The sequence below is a fragment of the Sphingobium sp. PNB genome, from assembly GCF_019873065.1.
GTDB classification, from domain to species: domain Bacteria; phylum Pseudomonadota; class Alphaproteobacteria; order Sphingomonadales; family Sphingomonadaceae; genus Sphingobium; species Sphingobium fuliginis.
In genome coordinates this window covers 1-23964 of record NZ_JAINEZ010000040.1, presented here as the reverse complement: position 1 = coordinate 23964, position 23964 = coordinate 1, and the positions used below count along the sequence as shown (strand labels likewise).

Annotated in this window: 25 protein-coding genes, 1 tRNA gene and 1 riboswitch; of the genes, 11 read left to right on the top strand and 15 right to left on the bottom strand. The window is 65.4% G+C overall.

The annotated features are described in order from the left end of the window. Window positions 1-97: 97 nt before the first annotated feature. A riboswitch (SAM-I-IV-variant riboswitch) is annotated at window positions 98-204 on the top strand. A 43-nt stretch (window positions 205-247) separates the two neighbouring features. Next, on the top strand, window positions 248-1174 hold the full coding sequence (locus K7W03_RS14675; RefSeq protein ID WP_222886662.1) for a homoserine O-succinyltransferase: 927 nt from the start codon (window positions 248-250) through the stop codon (window positions 1172-1174). Window positions 1175-1327: 153 nt separating this feature from the next. Here K7W03_RS14675 and K7W03_RS14670 read toward each other — a convergent pair whose 3' ends face one another. Then, window positions 1328-1747 (bottom strand): sugar transporter, encoded by a 420-nt coding sequence (locus K7W03_RS14670; protein ID WP_222886661.1) that lies wholly within the window; start codon window positions 1745-1747, stop codon window positions 1328-1330. Window positions 1748-1854: 107 nt separating this feature from the next. On the opposite strand from K7W03_RS14670, the gene K7W03_RS14665 reads away from it, so the two are divergent. After that, window positions 1855-2358: a 2'-5' RNA ligase family protein gene (locus K7W03_RS14665; RefSeq protein ID WP_222886673.1), complete on the top strand. Its 504-nt coding sequence runs from the start codon at window positions 1855-1857 to the stop codon at window positions 2356-2358. A 15-nt stretch (window positions 2359-2373) separates the two neighbouring features. On the opposite strand, the gene K7W03_RS14660 is transcribed toward K7W03_RS14665, so the two are convergent. The 6 genes from K7W03_RS14660 to K7W03_RS14635 form a co-directional block, all read right to left on the bottom strand. Then, window positions 2374-3612 carry an NAD(P)/FAD-dependent oxidoreductase gene (locus K7W03_RS14660; protein ID WP_140042359.1) on the bottom strand — a complete coding sequence of 413 codons (1239 nt, stop codon included), beginning with the start codon at window positions 3610-3612 and terminating at the stop codon, window positions 2374-2376. A gap of 129 nt (window positions 3613-3741) precedes the next feature. After that, window positions 3742-5637 (bottom strand): molecular chaperone HtpG, encoded by a 1896-nt coding sequence (gene htpG, locus K7W03_RS14655; protein WP_222886660.1) that lies wholly within the window; start codon window positions 5635-5637, stop codon window positions 3742-3744. A 123-nt stretch (window positions 5638-5760) separates the two neighbouring features. Next, a complete protein-coding gene (locus tag K7W03_RS14650) occupies window positions 5761-5925 on the bottom strand; it encodes a hypothetical protein (RefSeq protein ID WP_165363302.1) in 165 nt (54 codons plus the stop codon). Between the two features lie 167 nt (window positions 5926-6092). Beyond that, a complete protein-coding gene (locus K7W03_RS14645; protein WP_025547760.1) occupies window positions 6093-6605 on the bottom strand; it encodes a hemerythrin domain-containing protein in 513 nt (170 codons plus the stop codon). 110 nt (window positions 6606-6715) lie between these two features. Then, a complete protein-coding gene (locus K7W03_RS14640) occupies window positions 6716-7003 on the bottom strand; it encodes a hypothetical protein (protein WP_222886659.1) in 288 nt (95 codons plus the stop codon). Between the two features lie 27 nt (window positions 7004-7030). Continuing rightward, window positions 7031-7579 carry a hemerythrin domain-containing protein gene (locus K7W03_RS14635; protein WP_222886658.1) on the bottom strand — a complete coding sequence of 183 codons (549 nt, stop codon included), beginning with the start codon at window positions 7577-7579 and terminating at the stop codon, window positions 7031-7033. A 177-nt stretch (window positions 7580-7756) separates the two neighbouring features. Between K7W03_RS14635 and K7W03_RS14630 the strand changes: the two genes are divergently transcribed. The 4 genes from K7W03_RS14630 to K7W03_RS14615 are packed head-to-tail and all read left to right on the top strand — an operon-like array spanning window position 7757 to window position 10531. Then, on the top strand, window positions 7757-8326 hold the full coding sequence (locus tag K7W03_RS14630) for an SRPBCC family protein (RefSeq protein WP_025547755.1): 570 nt from the start codon (window positions 7757-7759) through the stop codon (window positions 8324-8326). Continuing rightward, the gene (locus tag K7W03_RS14625; protein WP_025547753.1) at window positions 8326-9519 is read left to right on the top strand and encodes a zinc-dependent alcohol dehydrogenase; all 1194 of its coding nucleotides are present in this window, start codon (window positions 8326-8328) and stop codon (window positions 9517-9519) included. The genes K7W03_RS14630 and K7W03_RS14625 overlap by 1 nt, the downstream gene beginning before the upstream one ends. Before the next feature lie 12 nt (window positions 9520-9531). Then, entirely contained in the window at window positions 9532-10341 is an 810-nt protein-coding gene (locus K7W03_RS14620) for an SDR family NAD(P)-dependent oxidoreductase (protein ID WP_222886657.1), read from the top strand. Then, a complete protein-coding gene (locus K7W03_RS14615; protein ID WP_025547750.1) occupies window positions 10328-10531 on the top strand; it encodes a hypothetical protein in 204 nt (67 codons plus the stop codon). Before K7W03_RS14620 ends, K7W03_RS14615 begins: the two co-directional genes overlap by 14 nt. Before the next feature lie 7 nt (window positions 10532-10538). On the opposite strand, the gene K7W03_RS14610 is transcribed toward K7W03_RS14615, so the two are convergent. The 7 genes from K7W03_RS14610 to K7W03_RS14580 form a co-directional block, all read right to left on the bottom strand. Next, window positions 10539-12398, bottom strand: a complete 1860-nt coding sequence (locus K7W03_RS14610; RefSeq protein ID WP_222886656.1) for an ABC transporter ATP-binding protein — start codon at window positions 12396-12398, stop codon at window positions 10539-10541. Between the two features lie 5 nt (window positions 12399-12403). Next, window positions 12404-14185, bottom strand: a complete 1782-nt coding sequence (locus K7W03_RS14605) for an ABC transporter ATP-binding protein (RefSeq protein WP_222886655.1) — start codon at window positions 14183-14185, stop codon at window positions 12404-12406. An 8-nt stretch (window positions 14186-14193) separates the two neighbouring features. Then, complete coding sequence (locus tag K7W03_RS14600; RefSeq protein WP_025547746.1) at window positions 14194-15252, bottom strand: ABC transporter substrate-binding protein; 1059 nt, start codon at window positions 15250-15252, stop codon at window positions 14194-14196. 59 nt (window positions 15253-15311) lie between these two features. Beyond that, window positions 15312-16670 carry an LLM class flavin-dependent oxidoreductase gene (locus tag K7W03_RS14595; RefSeq protein WP_222886654.1) on the bottom strand — a complete coding sequence of 453 codons (1359 nt, stop codon included), beginning with the start codon at window positions 16668-16670 and terminating at the stop codon, window positions 15312-15314. A 203-nt stretch (window positions 16671-16873) separates the two neighbouring features. Next, complete coding sequence (locus K7W03_RS14590) at window positions 16874-17617, bottom strand: class II aldolase/adducin family protein (RefSeq protein WP_222886653.1); 744 nt, start codon at window positions 17615-17617, stop codon at window positions 16874-16876. Between the two features lie 12 nt (window positions 17618-17629). Next, the gene (locus tag K7W03_RS14585; RefSeq protein WP_222886652.1) at window positions 17630-18745 is read right to left on the bottom strand and encodes an ABC transporter substrate-binding protein; all 1116 of its coding nucleotides are present in this window, start codon (window positions 18743-18745) and stop codon (window positions 17630-17632) included. 146 nt (window positions 18746-18891) lie between these two features. Then, on the bottom strand, window positions 18892-19740 hold the full coding sequence (locus tag K7W03_RS14580) for a class I SAM-dependent methyltransferase (protein ID WP_222886651.1): 849 nt from the start codon (window positions 19738-19740) through the stop codon (window positions 18892-18894). Window positions 19741-19780: 40 nt separating this feature from the next. On the opposite strand from K7W03_RS14580, the gene K7W03_RS14575 reads away from it, so the two are divergent. The 5 genes from K7W03_RS14575 (at window position 19781) to K7W03_RS14555 (ending at window position 22267) form a co-directional block, all read left to right on the top strand. Then, entirely contained in the window at window positions 19781-20539 is a 759-nt protein-coding gene (locus K7W03_RS14575; protein ID WP_222886650.1) for a ComF family protein, read from the top strand. 44 nt (window positions 20540-20583) lie between these two features. Continuing rightward, entirely contained in the window at window positions 20584-20841 is a 258-nt protein-coding gene (gene grxC, locus K7W03_RS14570; protein WP_025547737.1) for a glutaredoxin 3, read from the top strand. Window positions 20842-20846: 5 nt separating this feature from the next. Continuing rightward, complete coding sequence (locus tag K7W03_RS14565; protein ID WP_025547735.1) at window positions 20847-21677, top strand: carbon-nitrogen hydrolase family protein; 831 nt, start codon at window positions 20847-20849, stop codon at window positions 21675-21677. Continuing rightward, window positions 21674-22156, top strand: a complete 483-nt coding sequence (locus tag K7W03_RS14560) for a DUF1178 family protein (RefSeq protein WP_222886649.1) — start codon at window positions 21674-21676, stop codon at window positions 22154-22156. The genes K7W03_RS14565 and K7W03_RS14560 overlap by 4 nt, the downstream gene beginning before the upstream one ends. Window positions 22157-22190: 34 nt before the next feature. After that, window positions 22191-22267 (top strand) — tRNA-Arg (locus K7W03_RS14555). A 190-nt stretch (window positions 22268-22457) separates the two neighbouring features. Here K7W03_RS14555 and K7W03_RS14550 read toward each other — a convergent pair. After that, window positions 22458-23867 (bottom strand): recombinase family protein, encoded by a 1410-nt coding sequence (locus tag K7W03_RS14550; protein ID WP_319024318.1) that lies wholly within the window; start codon window positions 23865-23867, stop codon window positions 22458-22460. Window positions 23868-23964: the final 97 nt, after the last annotated feature.

Here is a 23964-nt window from a genome sequence, read left to right as displayed (position 1 = left end):
GAAGGATTTCCCGCCGAAATTGAACGGCACGCCTCAAAGTTTTCCTTTTCTTCCCGAAAGCAGCGATTGCCAAACGCCTGTCGTCCGCCTATTGAGCGCACAGCATCAAGAGTTGGGACGACGCCCAACGCCAACCTGCCGATCCGGGCAAGGTGGCACTCCGTGAAGGAGGATGTGGCCGATCCGGCAACCAAGCGGACCCAAGCCACATCGTGAAGCGTCGCTCCGGAACAAGGAATGACGTGAAGTGCCGATCAAGATAGCCGACGACCTGCCCGCCCGCCGCACATTGGAGGCCGAGGGCGTGGTCGTCATGCGTGAAGCCGACGCCGTCCGGCAGGACATTCGCCCGCTTCGCATCGCGCTGCTCAACCTCATGCCCGACAAGATCAGCACGGAGACGCAGCTTGCCCGGCTGCTCGGCGCGACGCCGTTGCAGGTCGAACTGACGCTGGTGCGGATCAGCGACCATGTGTCGCGCAACACCTCCGCCGACCATATGGCATCCTTCTACCGCCCATGGAGCGACGTCCGGGACGAGCGGTTCGACGGCTTCATCATCACCGGAGCGCCCGTGGAGCAGCTCCCTTTCGAAGCGGTGAGCTATTGGGACGAACTGCGCGCCATATTCGACTGGACGCAGACCCATGTGCATCGCTCGCTCAGCATCTGCTGGGCGGCGCAGGCGGCGCTGCATCATTTCCATGGCGTGGAGAAACATGGGCTGGAGCGGAAGGCGTTCGGTGTGTTCCGCCATCATGTTCATGTGCCGTCATCGTCCTGGATGCGGGGTTTTTCGGACGATTTCCGCGTTCCCGTGTCGCGCTGGTCGGAGGTGCGGCGGGAGGATATTCCGGAGGGGCGGGGATTGCAGATATTGGCCGAGAGCGACGAATCGGGGCTTTGCCTGATCGGCGATCCGGGGCGCGGCTTCCTGCACATGTTCAACCATCTCGAATATGACACGATGACGCTGGCGGAGGAATATGCGCGCGATGGGGCAAGGCAGTTGCCCGCCCATTATTTCCCTGACGACGATCCCGCGCAGGCGCCGCAAAATCACTGGCGCAGCCACGCGCATCTGCTGTTCGGCAACTGGATCGACGAAATGTACCAGACCGTGCCCTTCGATCTGAATGCTGTCGGGCAGGCGCCGGTGTTGTCGGCGGCTTAAGGCGCTCTTCGGGCGAATGGAGCCCGGAGAGGGCGGACCGATACCGCGAGCAGGCTGAACGCTCCACATGCGAGAGCGCGCTGCGTTACATCGGGCGCGGGCCGCGCTTTCCAAGTTTCCGTAGGTTCAGGACAGGCTTTTCTGCACGCTACTCTAGCGGAGAACGCCCTTTGCAATCAGGTTTCGGGCATAGCGCCATTGGAAGAGGGCGATGATCAGGATTATGGCCGGAAAGATCGCGGCCGTGGGGCCCTTCACCGCCAGCAGGTCGGTGTGGATGAAGCTGTAGCCGAACTGCACGACCACGGCGAGGATCGAGAGCAGGAACAAGGGCGCGGCGGCGGCTTTGCGGAGCAGCAGCAGGGTCGCGCCAAGCGTGCCCGCGCCGACCGCGACTGCATAAGCGGTCCAGGCCCAGCCGGGCATGGAGGCGAAGATCCTGGCGCTATAGGAATCGGTCTTCGCTAGTTGGCCGAGGTCCGCGCCATATTGCATGATGAAGGCGGCTACCCCCATCAGGTTCCAGAGCAGCAACAGGATTCCGATGACTCGAAAGGATCGTGGCGCTGTCATGGCGGTTCCCCCTATATCGGCGGTCTCCCTGTCGGGACCGCCGGGATGGATCATAGCGGCTGACGGGATTTTGCGAAAGGAGATGCCGGATTTTGGCGGGTGAGTCCCTGGCGGCGCCGATCGTCGTGACGGCTTTGATGGGCGCGGCGGATTTCGCCTGGGCGGACGGTTTGCGCCGCGCGCATTTCCCGGCGGAACGCAATCTGGTGCCCGCGCATATCACGCTGTTCCATCATCTGCCGCCCTCCGCCCTGGCGGAAGTGGCGCTGCGGCTGAAGCGGCTCTGCGCGGGTCCGCCGCCGGGCGCGAGGCTGGCGGAGGTGATGCTGCTGGGGCGGGGGGTCGCCTATAGGGTGGAAAGTCCGGAGCTGATGGCGATGCGGGAGGAACTGGCGGAAGCCTTCGCAGGATTGTTGTCGTCGCAGGATCGGGGGCGGCCGCGCTTCCACGTCACGGTGCAGAACAAGGCCGAACCGGCCGAGGCAAAGGCGCTGGCCACCGAATTGCGGCGGGGCTTCCACCCAAGGCCGCTTGCCATCGTCGGCCTTGCTGCCTGGCATTATCGCGGCGGACCCTGGGAACTGGCGATGAAGGCCAGCTTTCGGGGCTGACCTTCATCCTTCCGGTCAGGCGAGGCCGACTTCCTTGAGCGGCACGTTGGCATCGGCAAGCTGCGCCTGGTCCAGCACCGCGCCCGAAATGACATGGGCGCGGCCTTGCACATAATCCTTGACCGCATTGACGCAGTCGAGCGCTATCAGCTTGCCGCCCTTCAGATACAGGACGGAGAAGCTGCGGGTCGCCGGATCGCCGCGCAGGATCGTCTGGTCGTGCCCGATCGACAGGCCCACGGTCTGAAGCTTCAGATCATATTGGTTCGACCAGAACCAGGGCACGGCGTGATAGGGTTCTTCCTTGCCCATGATGTGGCTGACCGCCGTCTTCGCCTGATCATTGGCGTTCTGAACCGATTCGAGCCGGATTTGCGCGCCGCGTGCAAAGCCGTTGGCATGGGCGGCGCAATCGCCCACCGCATAGATGTCGGGCAGGCTGGTGCGGCAATATTCGTCCACGTCCACGCCATTCCCCCCGACCGCGCCCGCCGCGATCAGCGGGCCCGTTTCGGGGACGATGCCGATGCCGACGATCACCATGTCGGTTTCGATCCGCTCGCCATCCTCCATCAGCACGGCGGTCGCCCGAGGACCATCCTCTCCGTCGGTGACTTCGATGCAGTCCATCCGCGCCCCGGTGCGCAGGTCGACGCCATGGGCGCGATGCTCCGCCTCGTAGAAGCGCGACAATTCCTCTCCCGCCACGCGCGCCAGCACGCGGTCCAGTGCTTCGAGCAGCACCACCTTCTTGCCGAACTTGCTGAGCACGGCCGCCGCTTCCAGCCCGATATAGCCGCCGCCGATCACGGTCACATGATCGATCCGGTCGAGCTTCGCCATCATCGCGTCGACATCGTCGCGGCGGCGCACGGCATGGACATTGGGCGCGTCGGCCCCGTTGCAGGTCAGCATGCGCGGGGAGCCGCCGGTGCACCAGATCAGCTTGCCATAGCCGATTTCGCGGTCGCCCGCCGTCACGAACTTGCCCGCCGGATCGACCGCCTTCACGCGCAGGCCGAGCAGCATGTCGATCTTGCGTTCTTCCCAGAAGCTGGCCGGGCGGATCAGGATGCGGTCGAAGCTCTTGTCGCCGGCGAAATATTCCTTGGAGAGGGGCGGACGCTCATAGGGCGGGTCCTTTTCATCGCCTATCATCGCGATGGACCCTTCGAAGCCGAGCTGGCGCAGCGAAATGCCCGCCTGCGCCCCGGCATGCCCGGCACCTACGATCAGAACGTCATAATAGCTCATCGACGCGCTATCCCCTCATTTTCCTGTTGCCGCGTGCTTGGCGCGCTTTCGCGGGGCTGGCAAGCGGATTGTCGTTCGATGCCGCCCCGATATGGGGGTGGCCGGGCGCGGTCCCGGCCACCCGTCATCCTATTCGATCGCGCCGCCGATCATGCGGGCGAGGCGGGCGGAAAAGGCGCGCGGGTCGGCCGGCAATTCGCCATCCGCGATCCGCGCCTCGTCAAGCAGCAGCCATGCGGCGTCCGCGCGCAGATCGCTGCCGTCGGGCAGCGTGCCGAGTTTGACGATGAGGTCATGGCGGGGATTGATCTCCAGCACCGGCCTGGCCGCATTGTCGATCCGTCCGGCCCCCGCCAGCAGCTTTTCAAGCTGGCGGTCCATCGCATTGTCCGGCGCGACCAGGCAGACGGCGCTTTCCGTCAGCCGTTCCGATGCGCGGACGTCGGAGACCGCCTCGCCCAGCACATCCCTGGCATAGGCGATGAAGCCGTCCACCTCCGCCGATGCCTCTGCAGCGGGCGTCTCGCCTTCTCCCAGCGGGATCAGGCTGAGGTCGGCCAGGCCCTGCGTCACGGACTTGAACGGCTTGCCCTGATAATCGACGCCGGCCGTGACCCAGAAGCTGTCGACCTGGTCGGTGAGCAGCAGCACTTCGATCCCGCGGGCGCGGAAGCCTTCGAGCTGGGGAGAGGAGGCGAGCCGGTCGAGATCGGCGCCGGTGGCATAGTAGATCGCCGTCTGATTGTCCTTGATCGCCTCGACATAGTCCTTGAGCGAGCGCCAGCCTTCCCCCGACGCCGTGCTTTTGAAACGGGCGAGGCCGAGCAGCGCCTCCCGCCGGGCGAAATCCTCGTACAGCCCTTCCTTCAGCACCGCGCCGAAATTGTCCCAGAATTTGAGATAGGCTTCACCATCCTTCTGGGCCAGCTTGTCCAGTTCGGAAAGGATGCGGTTCGCGACGCCCTTCTGGACCGCGGCGAGGACCGGGCTTTCCTGGATCATCTCGCGCGAGACGTTGAGCGGCAGGTCGTTGCTGTCGACCAGCCCGCGCACGAAGCGCAGGTAGCGCGGCAATATCTGCGCCTCGTCGGTGATGAAGACCCGGCGGACATAGAGCTTCATCCGCCCGGCGCGGTCCGGATCGAACAGGTCGAAGGGGCGCATGGAGGGGAGAAAGGCGAGAACCGAATATTCGTGCAGCCCCTCGGCGCGATAATGGAGCGTCAGCGCAGGCTCATCGAACTGTCCGGCGGTGCTGCGGTAGAAGTCGGTATATTCCTCCGCCGTGATGTCGGACCTGGGGCGGGTCCAGAGCGCCGCGCCGTCCGCGATCTGCTTTTCCTCCGCATCCGGCTTTTCCTTGAGGAAGATGGGGACGGGGACGTGGCCCGACTGCGCGGTGACGATGCGCTGGGTGGTGAATGGCTCGGTATAGCTGGCGGCGTCTTCCTTCAGATGGAGGACGATGCGGGTGCCGCGAGCGGGCGCGCCAGCGATGTCGACAAGCTGGATGGTGTAGCTGCCAAGGCCGTCCGACGCCCAATGCGCGGCGACATCGGCCCCGGCGCGGCGGGAAAAGACATCCACCCTGTCCGCGACCATGAAGGCGGAATAGAAGCCGACGCCGAACTGCCCGATCAGTTGCGCGCCTTCCCCTTCCTTGGCGCCTTCCCTGACCGCCGCGACGCGCTCCATGAAGGCGCGCGTGCCGGATCGGGCGATGGTGCCTAGCGCTTCGGCCAGCTCCACCTCGCTCATGCCGATGCCATTATCCTCGACGATGAGCTGCCGCGCTTCGGGATCGAGCGTGACGGTGATGCGCGGCTGGCCGTCGTCCCCGGCAAGCGCGGGATCGCTCAGCAGTTCGTAGCGCAGCTTTTCGCAGGCGTCGGCCGCGTTCGAGATCAGCTCGCGCAGGAAGACGTCCTTGTCCGAATAGACCGAGTGCACCATCATGTGCAGCAGGCGGGCGACGTCGGCCTCGAAGGAACGGGTTTCGGGTGCGGTGCCGGTCGTGGTGGTCATGGCAGTATCGAAATCTCTCCCCAGTGGAATCCGAACCGCCAGATGGCGGGACAGGGGACAGCTTTCAAGGCCTGCCGCCCTGCCTTCCCCTAAATGAGGGGAAAGCAGGATCGGGGAAATGGATCAGTGGCGTTGCAATTGCAGGGCCTTGGCCTGGTACCGCACGGCCAGTTCGGCATGGACGGCGATCATCACGCCCTTGTCGCCGCGCTGCTTGGCTTCGCTCGCCTTGCGGATTTCTTCCCTGGCCCGGGCTTCGAAATAGGACGCATCATCATGGCGGGACACGGGCTCTCTCCTTGTCATTGCCAGGCGATCATAGCTGGAGCGGGCGGGGCCGCCCATCACTCAGGTTAGTCGGAATCGGCGTTTCGAAGCTGGCATGCGCCGGGGACAGCCGCTGTCGGAAGCAGGCCTGCCGAAGGGGGGAGTCTTCGGCCGGCGGTCCGCAGCCGTCAGGCCGGCACGAGTTGGATGACGCGCGGCTTGGCCGGCGGAAGGCCGCCATTCCCCGCCTCCTTCAACAATTCTTCCTTGCGCGCCAGCATCGCGTCGCGGAGCCGGATCAGGTCCACATCGGTTTTCCGGCATTGGGCGAACATGCCCTCGCCACGCATTTCCTCCTCATGCACATGGTGCTTGATCTCTTCGGACAGCACCTTGACCTTGGCGTCAAAGAAATCGTCGGAAGGATCGCCTTCCTCTATGTCGTTGACGAGCAGCTTGGCTCCGTCATGCTCGACATAGGCCTCGTCCAGCGTATCGTCCTCTATCTTGCCGCGGAAGGCGGGGTAGAAGATTTCCTCCTCGATCAGCGTGTGGATCTTGAGTTCCAGGCAGATCTGCCGCGCCAGCGTCTTCTTGCGCGCGGGCGATCCGGCCTTTTCGAACTGTTCGAACAGATCCTCCACCTTGCGGTGGTCGGCTTTCAGAAGGGCGATCGCGTCGGTGAACTGCTGATTGGCCATGGTCTTCCTCCTCCGTGGGCGTTGCTTCCGGTGGAAGTCGCCAGCCATGCGTCGGTTCCAAGCGAACCGTTCGCAAGAGCGGAATCTGCCCGCCCGGATCGCGAAAAGGGTCAGTCGGAACGTCTGCCGGCCAGTGATCCGCTGTCTTCCTCCGGCCGGCTTTTTGCGCCGGCGTTCTCCCGCCCGGCGCGGCTGTCCTCTTCCTCGCCCCGCCGCGTCATGGTGCGCGGGTCATAATTGGATGGGATGGCGCCGCCGCTCAGCGGATCGCGATCCGGCTCCCGGTCCAACGTGTCGCTGGGCCGGCGGGCTGCGCCTTCGGGCTGGTTCTCCGTAGAGATGTTCGGATCGCGCGTATGTTCGGTGGGCAGGGAACGCGTCTTTCGGGGCTCGTCCATGATGCTCTCCTTTTCAGGCCAGTTTCCTCAGGCCAGTTTCAGCCCCTCCTGGTTCATCCGCCGGGTCAGGCGGCTCACGGCTTGCGGATCGAGCGCCTGTTTCAGCCGGGGGAAAAGCTCATCCTCCTCCTTGCGCATATGGTCCTGTATGTCGGCGCGGAACGCCGCCAGCTTGCTCCGGAACCCCGCGTCATCCTGTATGAGATCGCTCAGGTCGTAGAGATATTGCTTCACATAGCCATGGTCGCCGTTCAGCGCGTCGGCCTCTTCCTTAAGGCCCGCCGCGCGCATGGCGGGATAGACGGCGTTCTCCTCCTCCAGCGCATGCTTGCCGAGCGCATGCTTGAGCTGCATCAACAGCATCCTGCGCTTGCCGCCCGGCTGTGTCTCGCCCAGCTTGTCGAACAGGACGAGCGTCATGGCATGTTCCGCCGCCAGCGCCCGGTCCCAATCGCCGGCAAGCGCTGTCGGAGCCTGAACCGCCAGCTTTCGTCCGACCATGCCGAGCAGCGCCAGGCTGGCGCCGATGCCGGCCCCGATCAATGTCCCGCCGCTTCTGAAATGCGCCTGCTTCATGATCTTCTCCTCCGGGTTCCTGCCCGTGACAACGAGGGGCCGTCAGCCCCTGTTCCCCGGCTTGCGGCAGGACTTACCCATGTTAGCAAACCGGCGTTTTGCCGCTTTTCGGCTGGGTCGGGCGGAACGGCGGAGCGGATGAACTGGTTGCTGTCTGACCTTTCAAGGAGGGTCAGCATGAGTGATGACGCACCGCTCACCACAGCGAAACAGGATGATGCGGCGGCGCAGGCCGCCGACAGCCTGGTGGAAGCGAAGGGCGACGATCTGATCGGCAAGACGGTGACGATCGACCGGCCGCGGGAGGAGCTATATGCCTTCTGGCGCGACGTCGGCAATCTTCCGCTGTTTCTGGAAAATGTCGTCGCTGTCGAACCTCTGGACGATCGCCGTTCCCGCTGGGTGGTGAAGGCGCCCGCCGGAAGCACCGTCGAATGGGTATCCGCCATTACGGAGGATCGCCCGGGCGAAACCATCGCCTGGGCTTCCGAGGAGGGCGCGGACGTGCCCAATAGCGGCCGCGTGGATTTTCGCGACGCGCCGGGCGGCCGGGGATGCTGGGTGACGGCGACGATCCTCTATGATCCGCCCGGCGGCTTCATCGGCAAGGCCATCGCCAAGATGTTCCAGCGCGAACCGGCCATACAGGCGCGCCGCGACCTGCGGCGCTTCAAGCAACTGATGGAAACCGGCGAGATCGCGACCAGCGCGCGCAACCGCCGTGAATATGAAGAGGAAGGCACCTGATGCGCGCGCTCACATGGCATGGCAAGCATGACGTCCGGGTCGAAACCGTGGACGATCCCGAAATCGTCAATCCCCGCGACGCGATCATCCGCATCACTTCCACCGCGATCTGCGGATCGGACCTGCATCTCTATGACGGCTATATCCCGACGATGAAGGCGGGGGACATATTGGGCCACGAATTCATGGGCGAAGTGGTGGAGACAGGGCCGGGTTCGACGCTGAAGAAGGGGCAGCGGGTGGTCGTGCCCTTCACCATATCCTGTGGAAGCTGCTTCCATTGCGGCAAGCATCAATATTCGGCCTGCGACAACGGCCTGCCCGCCGACAATCAGGACATCGCCCAGGCGATCTACGGACAGCCCATGGCGGGCCTGTTCGGATACAGCCACATGACGGGCGGCTATGCGGGGGGACAGGCGGAATATGTTCGCGTCCCCTTTTCCGATGTCGGTCCCATCGTCGTCCCGGATGGGGTGGACGACGACAAGGTCCTGTTCCTGTCCGACATCCTGCCGACCGGCTGGATGGCCGCCGAAAATGCGCAGATCGAGCCGGGTGACACCGTCGCCGTCTGGGGCTGCGGCCCCGTCGGCCTGTTCGCGGTGCAGTCCGCCTTCCTCATGGGGGCGGAGCGGGTGATCGCCATCGACCATTTCCCCCACCGGCTGGAACTCGCCCGCCGCTTCGGCGCGGAGACGATCAATTATGAGGAAAGCAAGACCTATGAAGCGCTGATGGAGATGACCGGCGGCATCGGCCCCGACGCCTGCATCGATGCCGTCGGGCTGGAGGCGCATGGCTTCTTCGCGGACAATGTCTGGGACCAGATCAAGGTGGCGACCTTCATGGGAACCGACCGCGCCCATTCGATCCGGCAGGCGATCCTCGCCTGCCGCAAGGGCGGGCGGGTTTCCATGCCGGCGGTCTATGGCGGCTTCGTCGACAAATTTCCGCTGGGCGCCTTCATGGAGAAGGGGCTGACGCTGAAGACCGGCCAGACCCATGTGCAGCATTATATGCCCGGCCTGCTGAACGCGATCATGGAGGACAAGATCGATACGACCTTCCTGATCAGCCACCGCCTGCCGCTGGAGCAGGCGGCGGAGGGCTATCGCATGTTCCACGACAGGCAGAACGAAGTGACCAAGATCGTCCTGAAGCCGGGCATGCAGCCCGCCCGGGACGCCTGAAAGGAGAAGCATATGGCTTCGCAGAAATTCGCGATCGTGACCGGTGCGTCGACCGGCATCGGCTTCGAACTTGCGCATCTCGCCGCGCAGGACGGCTATGATCTGCTGGTGGTGGCCGACGAACCGCTGATCCATGCGGCGGCGGACGACTTTCGGCGTCACGGCGTCGACGTGCAGGCGGTGGAGTCCGACCTTTCCACCATGGAAGGGGTGGACCGCCTGATCACCTGTACCGGCGGGCGGCGGGTCGACCTGCTTTGCGCCAATGCGGGGCGGGGTTTGGGCCATGCCTTTCTGGAGCAGGATGCGGCCGACTGGCGCCGGGTGATCGACACCAACATCACGGGCACCGTTTACCTGCTCCAGCAGATATTGCGGCCGATGGTCGCCCGGAATGCGGGCAAGGTGCTGGTCACCGGATCGATCGCCGGCTTCATGCCCGGCTCCTTCCAGGCGGTCTATAATGGCACAAAGGCCTTCATCGACAGTTTCGCCGATGCGGTCCGGAACGAGATCAAGGATGCCGATGGCGTCACCATCACCAACCTGATGCCCGGCCCGACGGAGACCGAGTTCTTCGACCGCGCCGAGATGCTGGACACCAAGGTCGGCGCGGACGAGAAGGACGATCCGGCCAAGGTCGCCAGGGACGGCTGGGACGCGCTGATGGACGGGAAGGCGCATATCGTGTCCGGCTGGAAGAACAAGCTGCAGGCCGCCGCCGCGCATGTCACGCCGGCGGGCGTACTGGCGGAGCGGCATCGCAAGATGGCCGAGCCGGGCACTGCCGAAAAAGTGGAGGCGAGCGATGGATCGGAATGACCGCGATCATGCGCCCGAAAAGGCGCGGACGCCCAAAGGACCGCTGGGCGACGCCCTGCCCGGGCGCGAAGAGGAAGACCCCCGGACGACCGGTGGGCAGGATCAGGAACGGGTAGAGGATCGTCCGGTGGTCGGGCAGGTGAAGCCGGAGGATTATCCGGAAAAGGACAGGCGCGATTCCACGCCCTGATCGTGCATCAGGGCAGGGCAGCCGCCATTGGCTGCTCCATCAAGACCGCTGTTTCCTCATGCGCCCGATAGATGGCGGCGTAACGTCCGCCGCTTTCCAGCAGCGAGCGGTGCGATCCGATTTCCCGGACCCCGCCATTTTCGATGACGGCGATGCGGTGGGCAGACCGGATGGTTTCCAGGCGATGGGCTATGACGATGGAGGTTCGCCCCTCGCACAGCACCCGCAAGGCCCGCTGGATGCGCCTTTCGGTGCTGACGTCGATGGCGGAGGTCGCCTCATCCAGGATCAGCACTGATGGATCGGCGAGATAGGCGCGTACAAGGCAAACCAGTTGCCGCTGTCCCTGACTGAGCTGGCTGCCGAGCGGACCGACATGGGTCGCATAGCCGTGGGGCAAAGCATCGAGCACTTCGTCCGCGCCTATGCGCTTCGATGCCGCGATCAGCTCTTCGTCGCTGGCCTCGGGCCTCGCGAGACGGAGATTTTCCAGCACCGTTCCGCCGAAAAGGACATTGTCCTGAAGTACGACGCCGATATGGCGGCGCAGGCTGCGTTCGGAAACGGCGCGAATATCCTGCCCGTCCAGGAGGATCGACCCTTCGTCCACATCGTAGAAACGGGTCAGTAACTGGACCAGCGTGCTTTTGCCATGGCCGGTCGGACCGACGATCGCCAATAGCTCGCCCGCTTCTATATCGAGGCTGAGGTCGCGAATGACCGGCTGGCCGGGACGATAGCCGAAACGGACATTGCGGAACTCGATCCGGCCCTCCACCGCGTCGAGGACGGCGGCATCGGTCCGGTCCACGATGTCGGGTTGCGTATCGAGCAGCAGGAAGACGCGCTGGGCGCAGGCGGTGCCGTTGGCGAAACGTTCGAAAAGGTCGCTGAATTCCTGCAGGGGCGCAAGGAAGAGGAAAACGTAGAACAGGCTTTGGGTCAGTTCGCCCAGTGTGAGCGTGCCGAGCGCGATGCCGCGTCCGCCAACGACCAGCGTCAGCGCCAGGCCCGCCGTAGTGAGCAGGCCCGTAAAGGGCGCGAACCATCCCGAGCGGACGGAGCCGTAGATCAGGGAGGAATTGAAGTCCTCCAGCAGCCTTTGATATTTGGCCAGATTTTCCTGCTCGCGGCCCGATTGCTTGATCAGACGGACGGCAGCCACGGTCTCGACCAGATGGGCGGTGAAGCGGCTGCGGTTTTCGGCCACCTTGGCCCAACTGCGCTGCGCCACGCGCTTGAAGAGGAAGGTGGCGGCGATCAGGACAGGCACCACCGCCACCAGCCCCGCGAGCAGCACCGGCGCGATCAGCCACAGCAGGAAGCCGGACAGGCACAGCCGCAACAGGGCGGAGAGGAATTCCGGCGGCCCCTGGATCAGCAGCGGTTCCAGCGTGTCGACGTCGCGGTCTGCGCGGGCGATGATGCGGCCCGCCTTGGTGCGGTCGAAATAGCCGACGCTGAGCGTCTGGACATGGGCGAAGACGCGGGTGCGCAGGTCGTTGAGCAGGCGGATCGCCGCGATCCCGGCGCAATATTGCGACAGGCCGCCCAGCGCGAAACGCACGGCCCAGCTTGCCGCCAGCCCGGCGCAGGCCCAGGCGATCAGCGGGGTATCGACGCCGCCTCCGGCCTTGGTCTCGGCATGGCGCAGCCCCTGGTCGATGACGAGGCCGATCAGCAGCGGCCGGGCGAAGATCGCCAGCACCTGCACCATCTCTATCCCGATGACGGCCGCGATGGGCCGCCAGATCGGCGCGAGCAGCGGGATCAGCCGTTCGACCACGCTCTGGTTCAGGCTGCGCTGGGAGAATTTCTCCTCCAGCTCGATGTCGGACAGGGCGCTGTCGCCTCTGAATGCGTTCATCTGTCTTACAGTCCCATCAGGTCGCGATAGGCGGCGCTGTCCTGCGACAATTGCTCATGCGTGCCCTCTGCGATGATCCGGCCGCCGCTCAGCACCGCCACCCGGTCGGCGGCGAGCGCGGTCGACAGGCGGCTGGCGACGATCAGCAGAGTGACCGGGCGCTCGGCGCGGAGCTTGCGGATATTGTCGATGGCCCGCCTTTCGGTCTGGGCGTCGAGGGCGCTGGTGGCGTCGTCCAGGACCAATATGTCCGCGTCCGCCAACAATGCGCGGGCCAAGCACACACGCTGGCGCTGGCCGCCCGAAAGGGTCGCGCCCCGGTCGCCCACCCGCGTTTCCAGCCCGTCCTCAAGGCGGGCCAGCAATTCGCCCGCCGCCGCCTTGTCCAGCGCCGCGCGCAGTTCGTCATCGGTCGCGTCGGGCGCGCAGAGGCGCAGATTGGCGGCCAGCGTGTCGGAAAAGAGGAAGCTTTCCTGCGGCAGCACATGGACGCGGCGGCGCAACGCATGCAGGTCGCTCGTCCGCACGTCCCGCCAGCCGGTTTCCGCCGACCCCAGTTCGACGCGGCCCTCGTCCACCTCCACCAGCCGGGGGAGCAGGGCGGTGAGGATGCTCTTGCCCGATCCTGTCGCGCCGACCAGCGCCACCACCTCGCCCGGCCGCACGGCAAGGCTGAGGTCGCGCAGCACGGTCGCCCCATCGCCCAAGGGCGAGGCGGCGACATGCGAGAGGCGGAAACCGATCGGGCCTTCGGGCAGCGGCGCACTGCCCGAATTGATGACCGGCTCCGCGTCCAGCACTTCCCAGATGCGCGCCGCCGAAGCGCGGGCGTCCGCGATCACCTGCAGCAGGCGGCCGATGCTCTCGATCCGCAGGACCAGCGTGTTGACGACCAGCATCGCCGCCACCAGCGCGCCCAGGCCAAGCGCGCCATGCGCCACCATCCAGGCGCCCAGGCCCAGCACCCAGGCATGGGACAGGGCGATGATCGTCTGGGGCAGGGGAATGCGGCGGCAGGCGTGGCGGATCGCCGCCCGCGCCTCCACCCGGAACAGGTCGACATGGCGGCGGAAGCGCTCGGCCCGCGCTTCGCCCAGCGAAAAGGCCTTGATGACGCGGACGCCGTTGACGCCTTCCGACAGGTCCTGCGTCACCGCGTCATAGGCATCCCCGATCCGCCGGTCGAGCGCCACCAGCGTGTCGGCTTCCGACCAGAGCAGGCCGATGCCGATCGCCAGCAGGACCAGCGGACCCAGAGCGAGCCAGGGCGAATAGAGCGCCAGCAGGCCAAGCGAGATGGCGACGATCAGCCCGGTTTCGAATATCTGCCGCCAGAAATTGATCAGCGCGTCGCGCACCTTGTCCGCGTCGCGGGTCATGCGCGTCACCATCTCGCCCACGCCATGGCGCCAGTGATAGGCAAGGTCGAGGCGCTGTATCTGCGTCAATATCCGCCCGCGCAGGATGGTCAGCAGCCGCTGGCCGATGGAGAGGGAGAGGAGGCCCGCGCCATATTGCACCGCCGCCCGCGCCAGCGAGAGGCCGATCAGCAGCGCGACCCAGAACCAGGCGCGGTCATAATGCAGCACCCCGTCCGGACCGGCAGCGACCAGCCTGCCATGCTGCGCTTCCTGCACGGCATGGCCGACCATCACCTGCTGACCGACCAGCGCGACGTTGACGGCGGCCAGCAGCACCGCGGTCAGCGCAAACCGGCCCGGCATCTCGCCATAGATGGCAAGGCAGCGCAGCAACGGGCTGCGTTGCGGAAATCCTCTCTCCCCCATGGTTCCGTTCAGCTTGCGAGCGCGAGCGACTGCGCTGCTTCCAGCGGACGGGCGTCGATCCAGTCGCGCACGTCGAAGCTTTGCGGAATGAAGTTCCAGCGGTGCAGGAAGTTGGTGAAGTCCTGGATTGCCGTGACCGACTGTTCGGCAAGGTCGGTCTTCAGCTTCGTCTGCGCGTCCTCGCCATAGGCGATGCTGACCCAATATTCGCTGCTGTTGGTTTCGCGGGCGAGATAACGGCGGACGTCGGACGGGTGGGACTGCGCCCAACGCTCGGCGCGCAGCACCTGCTCGACGATGGTGACGGCGGCGTCGAAATGATGGTCGATCAGATGCCCGTCCACCGCCAGCGTGCGCGGCGTGCCGTTGTTGGAGCGCACCAGCGGATCGGGATGGATGCCGGTATCGATCACCGTCTTGAGCCCGAATTGATGCGCGATCTGGGCGCCGCTCGCGCCCTTCAGGAAGATCGCGTCGACCTCGCCGCGCAGCAGGGCGATGAGTTCGAGATTATTGGCTCGCGCCCGGCTGGTGCTGCGCCCGTTCCAGGCAAGCGTGCCGCCGACCGTCTGCGCCTGCCCGTCGCTATAATGAGTCTCGATGTCCTGATCGACGATCTCGACGTCAGAGACTTCCAGTCCCTCCAGCCGCAGCGCATTTTCAAGGCCGCGAATGGCCTGGGCGCGGGTAAAGTCGATCTCGACATTCTTCCAGTTGGGCAGGCCGAAGCGGCGGCCCTTCAGGTCGCGCACCGTCTCTATGCCGGACTCCGGGCTGGCCAGGATCAACTGCGTCTCGTCCGCCCAGGACAGGCCGATGACTCGCGTGTCGCGGCCCCGCGCCTTCGCGCTGATCGCCGGGATATTGCCGCCATGGCGCACGCTGTTCTGGACGGTGTGCGAGAAATGCGACTCCCGCTTGGAAAAGTCGCTGGATTCGAGCAGCGAGGACAGGCTGGTGCCCTGTGCGCGGAAGGCTTCCTCCAGCCAGCCCTGCTGGATGGCGATGCCAAGGCCGGTCGGCACCGGGCAGCGCGTATACCAGAGCGTGTCGAGTGTGTTGCTCATTCGGCAATCCTTTCGATGTTGGTAGGATATGCTCCTGCGCCGGCAGGAGCAGGACAGTCCTAGGCGGCGGACTCCAGAACGGCTTCGGCGGGAGCGTGCCGCTCATTCGGATTCTCCGGACGCAGCAGGTTCAGATGCTCGCGCAGCGTCGTGCCCTCATAGTCAGTCCGGAACAGCCCGCGCCGCTGGAGTTCCGGCACCACAAGGTCCACGAAATCCTCCAGCGAACTCGGCAGCAGCGGCGGGATCAGGTTGAAGCCGTCGGCGGCATCGTGCTCGAACCAGTCCTGTATCTGGTCGGCAATGTCGACCGGCGTGCCCAGCACCACCCGATGCCCGCGCACCGCGTTGAAGCGCAGGAAAAGCTGGCGGATGGTGAGATTCTCGCGCCGTGCCAGCGCGGTGAGCTGCCGCCAGCGGCCCTTGCCGTTCTCCGGCTCCGGCAGGTCGGGTAGCGGCCCGTCGAGCGGATAGGCACTGACATCATGCCCCATCAAATTGAGGTCGCCGGAAAAATCGACCTTCTCCTCCAGCGCGCCGAACTTGTCCTGCGCCTCCTGAAGACTGGAGCCGATGGTGAAGGACAGGCCTGGCATCACCTTCAGCGTATCGGGATCGCGCCCGTAACCGGCGACCCGCGTCTTCACATCCTTGTAGAAGGCCTGCGCATCCTCGATGAACTGGGCGGCGGCATAGATCATCTCGGCATGGCGGGCGGCGAAATCGCGGCCGACCTCCGAATTGCCGGCCTGCGCGAAGACCGGATAGCCCTGGATCGGGCGCGGCATGTCGAGCACGCTGTCGATGCCATAATAAGGCCCGCGATAATGGACCGGGTGCACGGCGTCGGCATTGAGGTAGATGCCGCTGTCCTTGTCCGCGCCCTCGAAGGCGTCGTCTTCCCAACTGTCCCACAGCGCCTTGGCCAGCTCCACGAAGTCATGGGCGCGGGCATAGCGTTCGGCATGGCTGGCGGGCTGGTCGATGCCGAAGCTTTTCGCCGCGCCGTCCGCCAGCGAGGACACGATGTTCCAGCCGATCCGCCCGCCGCTGATATGGTCGAGCGAGGCGAAGCGCCGCGCCAGCGCATAGGGCTGTTCGAAATTGGTGTTCACCGTCGCGACCAGCCCGATATGGCTGGTGATGCTGGCCAGCGCCGCCGTTGCGGTCAGCGGTTCGAAATCGAGGAAAGCGTGCCGCCGGGCGATCCCCTTGGTGCTGTCGCCGCTCTGCCCCACGAAATCCGCGAAGAAGGCGGCGTCCAGCTTGCCGCGCTCGGCGGTGCGGACGAGGCCGGCCCAATAGCGGAAATCGGGCTTGCCGGTGTCGGCGGTGCCCGGTTGGCGCCAGGCGCCGGGATGATGGCCGTGGCGGGTCAGGAAAACGGCGAGCGCAAGCTGGCGCTTCTTCTGGGACATGGGATCGCTCCGGAAAGCGACGCCGCTGCTGGAGCATGGCGCGGTTGACCGGAACCAGCCCCGCCTCCGTTCGGGCTGCACTTGTCGAAGCCCCTTACTTCTTCAGGAGAAGGAGGGCCCTTCGACAGGCTCCGGGCGAACGGGAGGGGTGCTGGTCCGATTAACCGCGCAAATGCGTCAGCAACGGCGCCGGACTTCAAACATCATTCGGCGGCTTGCGCGGTTTCAGGCAGATGGATCGTGCCGTCATCATCGACGCGGGCGTCGGGCGGCACCAGCTTGCCCATCTTCCACTGCTGCTCCAGCACGCCGGGGCCGAAGGGCTTTGACCCGCCGAGCGCCTGCCCCAATATCTGGAACTGCGCGCCTTCCTCCAGCAGCACGATGGTGTTGGTGAGGTCGCGGAGGCTCTTCCAGCTCCAGATGGTCGCGCCGCCATTGGCCTCCACGATGCCGGGGACTTCGCGATCCTGCTCGATCGCCTCCAGGATGAAGTCGGGCTCAGGCTGGCGGCGATTGATATAGACCGGAAGCTGCGCGGTGAAGCGGAAGCGGCGGTTGGGTACATAGAGCAGCGGCAGTTCCGAATGCGCCTGCGAATAGGCGCCCAGATGCGGCGTGTGGACGTGGCTGATCGCCTGGAAGTCCGGATATTTCTTGAAGATCTTGAGGTAGCGCGCCGCCCCGCCCGGCGCATTGCCCCAATGGAGTGTGCCGTCGAAGCCGATGACGCTGGTGACGGCCTGATCGGGATCGTCTTCCCACAGACCGGCATAGTTCAGCGTGATGATCTTGTCTTCGCCGGGGATGCGGACCGCGAAGAACAGGGTGCCGCTGGCCGAGATGGTATGGGTCTCGCGCAGGACGCGGAAGGCGCGGCGGGCGTCCTTCTCCGTCTGCAGCACGAAGCCGATCGTTTCCCTTGAAAGTCCGTTGGTGTCAGACATGCTTATTTCCTTTCAGGCTGGAATGGCGACAGGTTGGGGACGCTGGGCGTTGAGGGCGCGGGCGGCCTCCAGCGGCCGGGGATCGACCCAATCGGACAGGGCGAAATCCGCATCGAGGAAGCCGTGGGTGAACAGGAACTTCTTCTGAAGGTCGAACAGGGTGAGCCGTTCGTCGTCCAATGTCGGGTGCAGCCCTTCGTGCAGCCGGGCATAGGCCTGGTCGACGGCCTGCGCGCTGCCCTCCGTTTCATATTCGAGGATGTCGCGCAGCCGGTCGGGCTGCTCCGCGACCCAATCGGCTGCGCGCAGGGTGACGGCCAGGAAGCGGACCAGCAGGTCGAAATGATCGTCGATCAGGCTCTGATGGACCGTGATCGGACGGGGCGTGCCGTTGTTCACGCGAAAGCGCGGGTCGGGCAGGGCGTCGAGATCGATGGCGACGACCAGACCGTTCTCCCGCGCCTGATCCAGCGCGGCGGCGCCCTTCACATAGATGGCGTCGACCTTGCCCTCGACCAGCGCCTCGATCGGCCAGAGCCGCCCGACGCCGCTCCGCTGGCCCGACTCGCGTGGTTGCAGGTCGCGCCCGCTGCCGCCGATATTGCGCAGCCGGTCGGGCGTCTCGATCAGGTCGACATCGTCGAAGCTCAGCCCCGCCGACGCCAGGGCGCCCTTATAGCCCGCGAGCGACATGCCGCGCGCGATGCTGGTGCCGCGCACATGGCTGGGGATGTCGTTGTGGCTCCAGCCGGGCAGGGCCAGCCGCTTGCCCTTGAGATCGGCGGCGGAGCGGATGCCGGAATCCGGCCGCGCCAGGATGAGCTGGCTCTCCTCGATCCAGGTGAGGCCGATCAGCTTCGTCGGCTCGCCCTGGGCGCGGGCGGCGATGGCCAGCATGTTGCCGCCCTCGCGGATCAGCGTGGGCAGGCGGTGGTCATAATGATGGCGGCCGAGTTCCGATCCCGACTCCTGCAAGGTGCGCAGCGCAATGCCGTCGCCCTCGAAGCTCTCGGTCAGCCAGCACAGCTTGTAGGCAATGCCCGTGGCAGTCGGAACGGGGCAGCGGGTGAACCAGATCTCATCGGGCTGCTTGGCCTTTATGGGGGCGCTGTCGGATAGGGTCGGCACGGCTGGCAAGTCTCCGGTTGTTGCCCGGGGAAAATCGCAAGACGTGTGCCAATCGGTAAAATGGCGGAATTATGGGGGATTTCGGAAAGGGAAGCGGGCATGGGTGCGGCATATTGAACAGTCCCCTTGCTGCATTTTCACCGCCGTCAATGCTTCGGCTTCAGCGCCTCCGCCAGGGAAACGGTCGCGCTGCCCCGTCGCGCGGGCTGCGCCTGGCTGGGATCGGCCTTCCATCCGCTAAGATAGATGACGGCCATCTGCTCCGCCGTCCGCTCATCGATGTCGGCCGCCGCCGCGAAATGCTCCGTGGCCCCGATCAGAACGTCCCGCCGCAACGCGGGCGGCCGCGAAGCCAGCACATTGCCGGCCCCCATGCCCCGCAAGTCGCGCATCAGCCGCAATATATCGCCGTAGCGCACCGTCAGCACTTCGCCGTCCGCGACCGGCATGGTAAAGCCTGCCCGCGCCAGCAGATCACCCGCCGAGCGAACGTCGACCTGCGGATGGATATGCTGCCCCGCCCGGTCCCCTTCGCCCGTCATCAGCGCGGCGCGGAGTAGCGGCAGCGAGCCTGCGCCCGCGAAAGCAGCCAGCATCAGCCCGTCGGGGCGCAATATCCGCCGCATCAGGATCAGCGCGCCGGGCAGGTCGTTGACGCTGTCCAGCGTGCCGCAGGCGATCACCAGGTCGAAACTTTCATCGGCAAAGGGCAGGGCGTCTTCATCGGCCTGCACGCCGCCCTGCGCCTTCGCCGCCGCAAAGCCGGGGTCGGCGCAGACGACGCTCTTGCCCAGCGCCTCCAGCGCGGCCCTCGCGCTGCCATCGGGGCAGCCGATCACCAGCACTTCCTTCAGCTCGCGCTGCACGTCGCCCAGCCGGTCCAGCAGTTCGTCCAGCATCATGCGATAGAGGAAGTCATGCTCGGCAAAGCGCGCCATCATCCGGTCGCGCCTTTTGGCGCGCAGGGCTCGGTCGAAGATGTCGGGATTGGTCATCGGGGCCTTGTGCATGGGCGAAGGAGCGGGAACAAGGGAGATGATGTCCCTTGCCCTGCTTCACAAGAGCGTCCCGCTCCTCAAAACGGCGCTCGGCCCGCTGGTCGATTATGCCCTGCCGCCACGCTGCCCCGGCTGCGGCGAGATCGTGGCTGCGGATGATGCCTTCTGCCTCGCCTGCTGGAGCGGGATGCGGTTCCTGGGCGCGCCCTGCTGCGCCCGTTGCGGGCTTCCTTTCGACTATGACCGCGGGGATGGCGCGGAATGCGGAGCCTGTCTGGCCGATCCGCCGCCCTATGACAGCGCGCGGGCGGTGCTGGCCTATGGCGATGTCGCCCGCACCGTGGCGCTGCGGCTGAAATATGGACGGCGCATCGGTCTTGCGCGGCTGATTGCGAGGCAGATGGCGCGGCAGGTTCCGGCGGCGCGCGATGCCGTCATCGTGCCGGTGCCGCTGCACCGCTGGCGCTTGTGGTGGCGGGGCTTCAACCAGTCGGCGCTGATCGCCCGCCATCTGGCGCGGCTGACCGGCTTGCCGGTCGACAATCATGCGCTGCTCCGCACCCGCCGGACCCGGCCCCTGCGCGGCATGAGTCCGAAGACGCGCGCGAAGGCGGTTCGCGGCGCCTTCGCCCTGGCCCCGGGTCATATGCTCAAGGGACGCGCCGTTCTGCTGATCGACGACGTGCAGACCAGCGGCGCAACGGCGGCCGCCTGCGCCCGGGCGCTGAAACGCGGCGGCGCGGCAAGCGTTCATCTGCTGTGCTGGGCGCGGGTGCTGCCGGACGGCACCGATTGACAAACAGCCGCCGAACCACAATTTCGACGATCAAGGAGTAAGACATGGCGAAGGTCGAAATCTATACCAAGGCCTGGTGCGGCTATTGCGCCCGGGCGAAGGCGCTGCTGAACGGAAAGGGCGTGGCGTTCGAGGAATATGACATCACCATGGGCGGGCCCAGGCAGCAGGAAATGCTGGACCGCGCCAATGGCGGGACGACCGTGCCCCAGATTTTCATCGACGGCCGGCATATCGGCGGCAGCGACGACATGGCGATGCTTGAGCGGCAGGGCAAGCTCGACGCCCTGCTGGGGGCTTAGGCCGGATGCGCGCCGCCATCTTCCAGATGACCAGCGGGATCGATCCCGCCGCCAATGCCACCGCCATCGCGGACATGGCTGCGCGTGCCAAGGGGGAGGGGGCGGATATTCTCTTCACACCCGAAATGGCGGGCTATCTGGACCGCGACCGGCAAAGGGCGGCGGCGACCCTGCATTCGGAGGCGGACGACCCTGTCCTCGCCGCGGTGCGCAATGCGGCGGCGAAGCAGGGGCTGTGGGTGCATCTGGGCTCGACCCCGCTGAAGGATGAGCGGAGCGACGGGCGCTGGGCCAATCGCAGCTTCATGATCGACGATGGCGGCGCGATTCGGGCCCGCTACGACAAGATCCATCTGTTCGACGTCGATCTGGCGACGGGCGAAAGCTGGCGCGAATCGTCGGTCTATGGGCCGGGCGAGCGGGTCGTGGCGGTCGACACGCCCTGGGCCCGCATGGGATTGTCGGTCTGTTACGACATGCGCTTTCCCGATCTCTACCGGGCGCTCACCAACGCAGGCGCGACGGTGCTGCTGATGCCGGCTGCCTTCACCGTGCCGACAGGGAAGGCGCACTGGCACATATTGCTGCGGGCGCGCGCCATAGAGGCGGGATGCTTCGTCATCGCCGCCGCGCAGACGGGCCATCATGCGGATGGCCGCGACACCTATGGGCATAGCCTGATCGTCGACCCATGGGGGGACATGGTGCTCGACATGGGCGAGCAGGCGGGCCTTGCTCTTGCGGAGATCGACCTGTCGCGCATAGAGGACGTGCGCGGGCGGGTGCCCGCGCTCGCCAACCGGCGATCCCTGCCCATGGATGTGACGCTATCGTGATCGTTTTCGACCTCAAATGCGAATCCCAAGGCCATGTGTTCGAGGCGTGGTTCGGTTCCAGCGCCGATTATGAGGACCAGAAGGCGCGTGGGCTGCTCGCCTGCCCGCTTTGCGGCGACGGGCATGTCGGCAAGGCGGTGATGGCTCCCGCCGTCGCTGCCAAGGGGAACAGCCGGCCGGAAACCATGCCGCAGATCGCTTCTTCGGGCGATGCTTCGATCACCATGGGTGCGGGCGAGGAAGCGAAAATGCGCGAACTGGTGCTTGCGCTGGCGAAGGCGCAGCAGAAGGCGCTGGAGGATTCGACCTGGGTCGGGCGCGACTTCGCGGAAAAGGCGCGCGCCATGCATTATGGCGAGCAGGATCGCACCAGCATCCATGGCGAAGTGGCCCTGAGCGAGGCCCGGGCCTTGATCGCGGAGGGCGTGGAGGTTGCGCCGCTGCCTTTTCCGGTCATTCCCCCCGACGCGAAGAATTGACCGCGCCGCTCTCTCGCAATAGAGCCGTCACCGGGCACCCGTAGCTCAGCAGGATAGAGCATCAGATTCCTAATCTGAGGGCCGTGGGTTCGAATCCCGCCGGGTGCACCACGCATTCTCGTATTACGAGGCCTTTTAGGCAATGCCTGTGCCGGGCCTCGAAAATGGCGCAGTTCCGCGCCATTCTGTCGAGGTGCCGCAGAACCGAGTGCCGCAGAGACGTGCTTTTGGGCCTCAGAGCCACAAAAAAGACCCCGCGTCTCACGGGGCCTCTCCGGGTGGCACGCGGTTTTGTCAAGGCTCACTGGAAGCCGAGCGCCTCTCGCTGCGCTTTCCAGTCCAGCGGAATGGCAGCATGCTTCATGAGTCGCCGGGACGTGAGTGTCGCCGGTTGCCGGCCCTCGAGAATGGCGGTGATGATGTCCGGCGCGAGGAAAGCCAGTCGCGCGACCCGCTCGGCTGTGCGATCGTTCGTCGCGGAAGTTTGCGTGAAGAGCTGCTGCCGAGCCACTTCCGCTTTTCGGATCAGAGCGATCAGCTCCAGATCGACGTTGGGCTTCTGCTCTTCGCCTGATCGCAGCACCAGCTTGAGATTGCGCCCATGCCGATCCGGCGCGGTTTCGATGTGGAGCGGCAGGCGGTGGCCGTCGTCTTCCACGATTGGCGCCGTGCCATCCAGCAACGCAACAAGACGGCGGCGGCTGATCGAGGCGTCGATCCTGTCGGTGTGGACCATAATAGCAAGATCGAGAGCTTGCAGCGTTCTACGAACCTCGCTCTTCCGTTTGCCGCGCATCGCTGATCCAAGTGCCTGGCCGGCATCGATCCGGCGCCTGGTCGTTTGGGCGTCGACCTGTTGCAGCACCATGATGGTTTGCGGATCGGCCAGGAGTGCAGCGGCTGCATCGACCGCGGTTTGCTCCAGCTCGGTAGCTGGCAACCGCAGGGCAGGGGCCCTGATCGCTGCCTCGTTCGTGGCGGATGCGATGCTGGACACATAATAACGATAGCGGCGCTTCTGCTTCACGGCATGGCTGGGCGACATTGGCCGATCGACATGGTCTCGAATCATGCCAGTCAGCAGGCTGCTATGTTCGCTGTTGCCGCCTGCGCGACGGGTGCCGATCGCTCCTGCGCGTTTCGCCTGCACCGCATCCCACAGCGCCTGATTGATGATCGGCGGATGCTGGCCGTCATAGACCTGGTCGCGATGCCGGATCTTGCCGATGTAAATGGGATTGGCGATAAGATGATGGAGCGGTCCACGCACGAATGACTGGCCGCCGCGAACGGACCCGTCGCGCATGGTCTGCCGCTTGGTGACGATGCCCTCCGTCTTCAACTCCTCCATCAGCGCCATGACCGAAGGCACCGCCAGATAGCGGCGGAAGATATGCTCGACAGTCTTTGCCTCCTGTGGATTGGGCACGAGCTTGCGATCGACGACATCATAGCCGAGCGGCACCGGGCCGCCCATCCAGATCCCCCGGGCTTTGGACTGGGCGATCTTCTCGCGGATGCGCTCGGCGATCACCTCGCGCTCGAACTGTGCGAAGCTCAGCAGAACATTGAGCGTCAGTCGCCCCATGCTTGTCGTCGTGTTGAACTGCTGCGTGACCGATACGAAGGAGGCGCCGGCCGCATCGAACACATCAACGATACGGGCAAAGTCGTTGAGGCTGCGGGTCAACCGGTCAACTTTATAGACGATGACGATGTCGACCTATAGCGCGACGATCTGGGTGAGAGGTCAGCGACTATCAGGATGAGAACAGATTGTCGCGGCGGGTTCATGGTGCCGGGTTAGA

Bases quoted from the DNA above. Each gene is read 5' to 3' on its own strand.
- K7W03_RS14565 (WP_025547735.1), top strand. From the start codon at position 20,847: ATGCGCGCCGCCATCTTCCAGATGACCAGCGGGATCGATCCCGCCGCC.
- K7W03_RS14595 (WP_222886654.1), bottom strand. From the start codon at position 16,670: ATGTCCCAGAAGAAGCGCCAGCTTGCGCTCGCCGTTTTCCTGACCCGC.
- K7W03_RS14635 (WP_222886658.1), bottom strand. From the start codon at position 7,579: ATGAAGCAGGCGCATTTCAGAAGCGGCGGGACATTGATCGGGGCCGGC.
- K7W03_RS14580 (WP_222886651.1), bottom strand. From the start codon at position 19,740: ATGACCAATCCCGACATCTTCGACCGAGCCCTGCGCGCCAAAAGGCGC.
- K7W03_RS14620 (WP_222886657.1), top strand. From the start codon at position 9,532: ATGGCTTCGCAGAAATTCGCGATCGTGACCGGTGCGTCGACCGGCATC.
- K7W03_RS14625 (WP_025547753.1), top strand. From the start codon at position 8,326: ATGCGCGCGCTCACATGGCATGGCAAGCATGACGTCCGGGTCGAAACC.
- K7W03_RS14575 (WP_222886650.1), top strand. From the start codon at position 19,781: ATGATGTCCCTTGCCCTGCTTCACAAGAGCGTCCCGCTCCTCAAAACG.
- K7W03_RS14640 (WP_222886659.1), bottom strand. From the start codon at position 7,003: ATGGACGAGCCCCGAAAGACGCGTTCCCTGCCCACCGAACATACGCGC.
- K7W03_RS14615 (WP_025547750.1), top strand. From the start codon at position 10,328: ATGGATCGGAATGACCGCGATCATGCGCCCGAAAAGGCGCGGACGCCC.
- K7W03_RS14660 (WP_140042359.1), bottom strand. From the start codon at position 3,612: ATGAGCTATTATGACGTTCTGATCGTAGGTGCCGGGCATGCCGGGGCG.
- K7W03_RS14610 (WP_222886656.1), bottom strand. From the start codon at position 12,398: ATGAACGCATTCAGAGGCGACAGCGCCCTGTCCGACATCGAGCTGGAG.
- K7W03_RS14600 (WP_025547746.1), bottom strand. From the start codon at position 15,252: ATGAGCAACACACTCGACACGCTCTGGTATACGCGCTGCCCGGTGCCG.
- K7W03_RS14590 (WP_222886653.1), bottom strand. From the start codon at position 17,617: ATGTCTGACACCAACGGACTTTCAAGGGAAACGATCGGCTTCGTGCTG.
- K7W03_RS14670 (WP_222886661.1), bottom strand. From the start codon at position 1,747: ATGACAGCGCCACGATCCTTTCGAGTCATCGGAATCCTGTTGCTGCTC.
- grxC (WP_025547737.1), top strand. From the start codon at position 20,584: ATGGCGAAGGTCGAAATCTATACCAAGGCCTGGTGCGGCTATTGCGCC.
- K7W03_RS14630 (WP_025547755.1), top strand. From the start codon at position 7,757: ATGAGTGATGACGCACCGCTCACCACAGCGAAACAGGATGATGCGGCG.
- K7W03_RS14605 (WP_222886655.1), bottom strand. From the start codon at position 14,185: ATGGGGGAGAGAGGATTTCCGCAACGCAGCCCGTTGCTGCGCTGCCTT.
- htpG (WP_222886660.1), bottom strand. From the start codon at position 5,637: ATGACCACCACGACCGGCACCGCACCCGAAACCCGTTCCTTCGAGGCC.
- K7W03_RS14645 (WP_025547760.1), bottom strand. From the start codon at position 6,605: ATGGCCAATCAGCAGTTCACCGACGCGATCGCCCTTCTGAAAGCCGAC.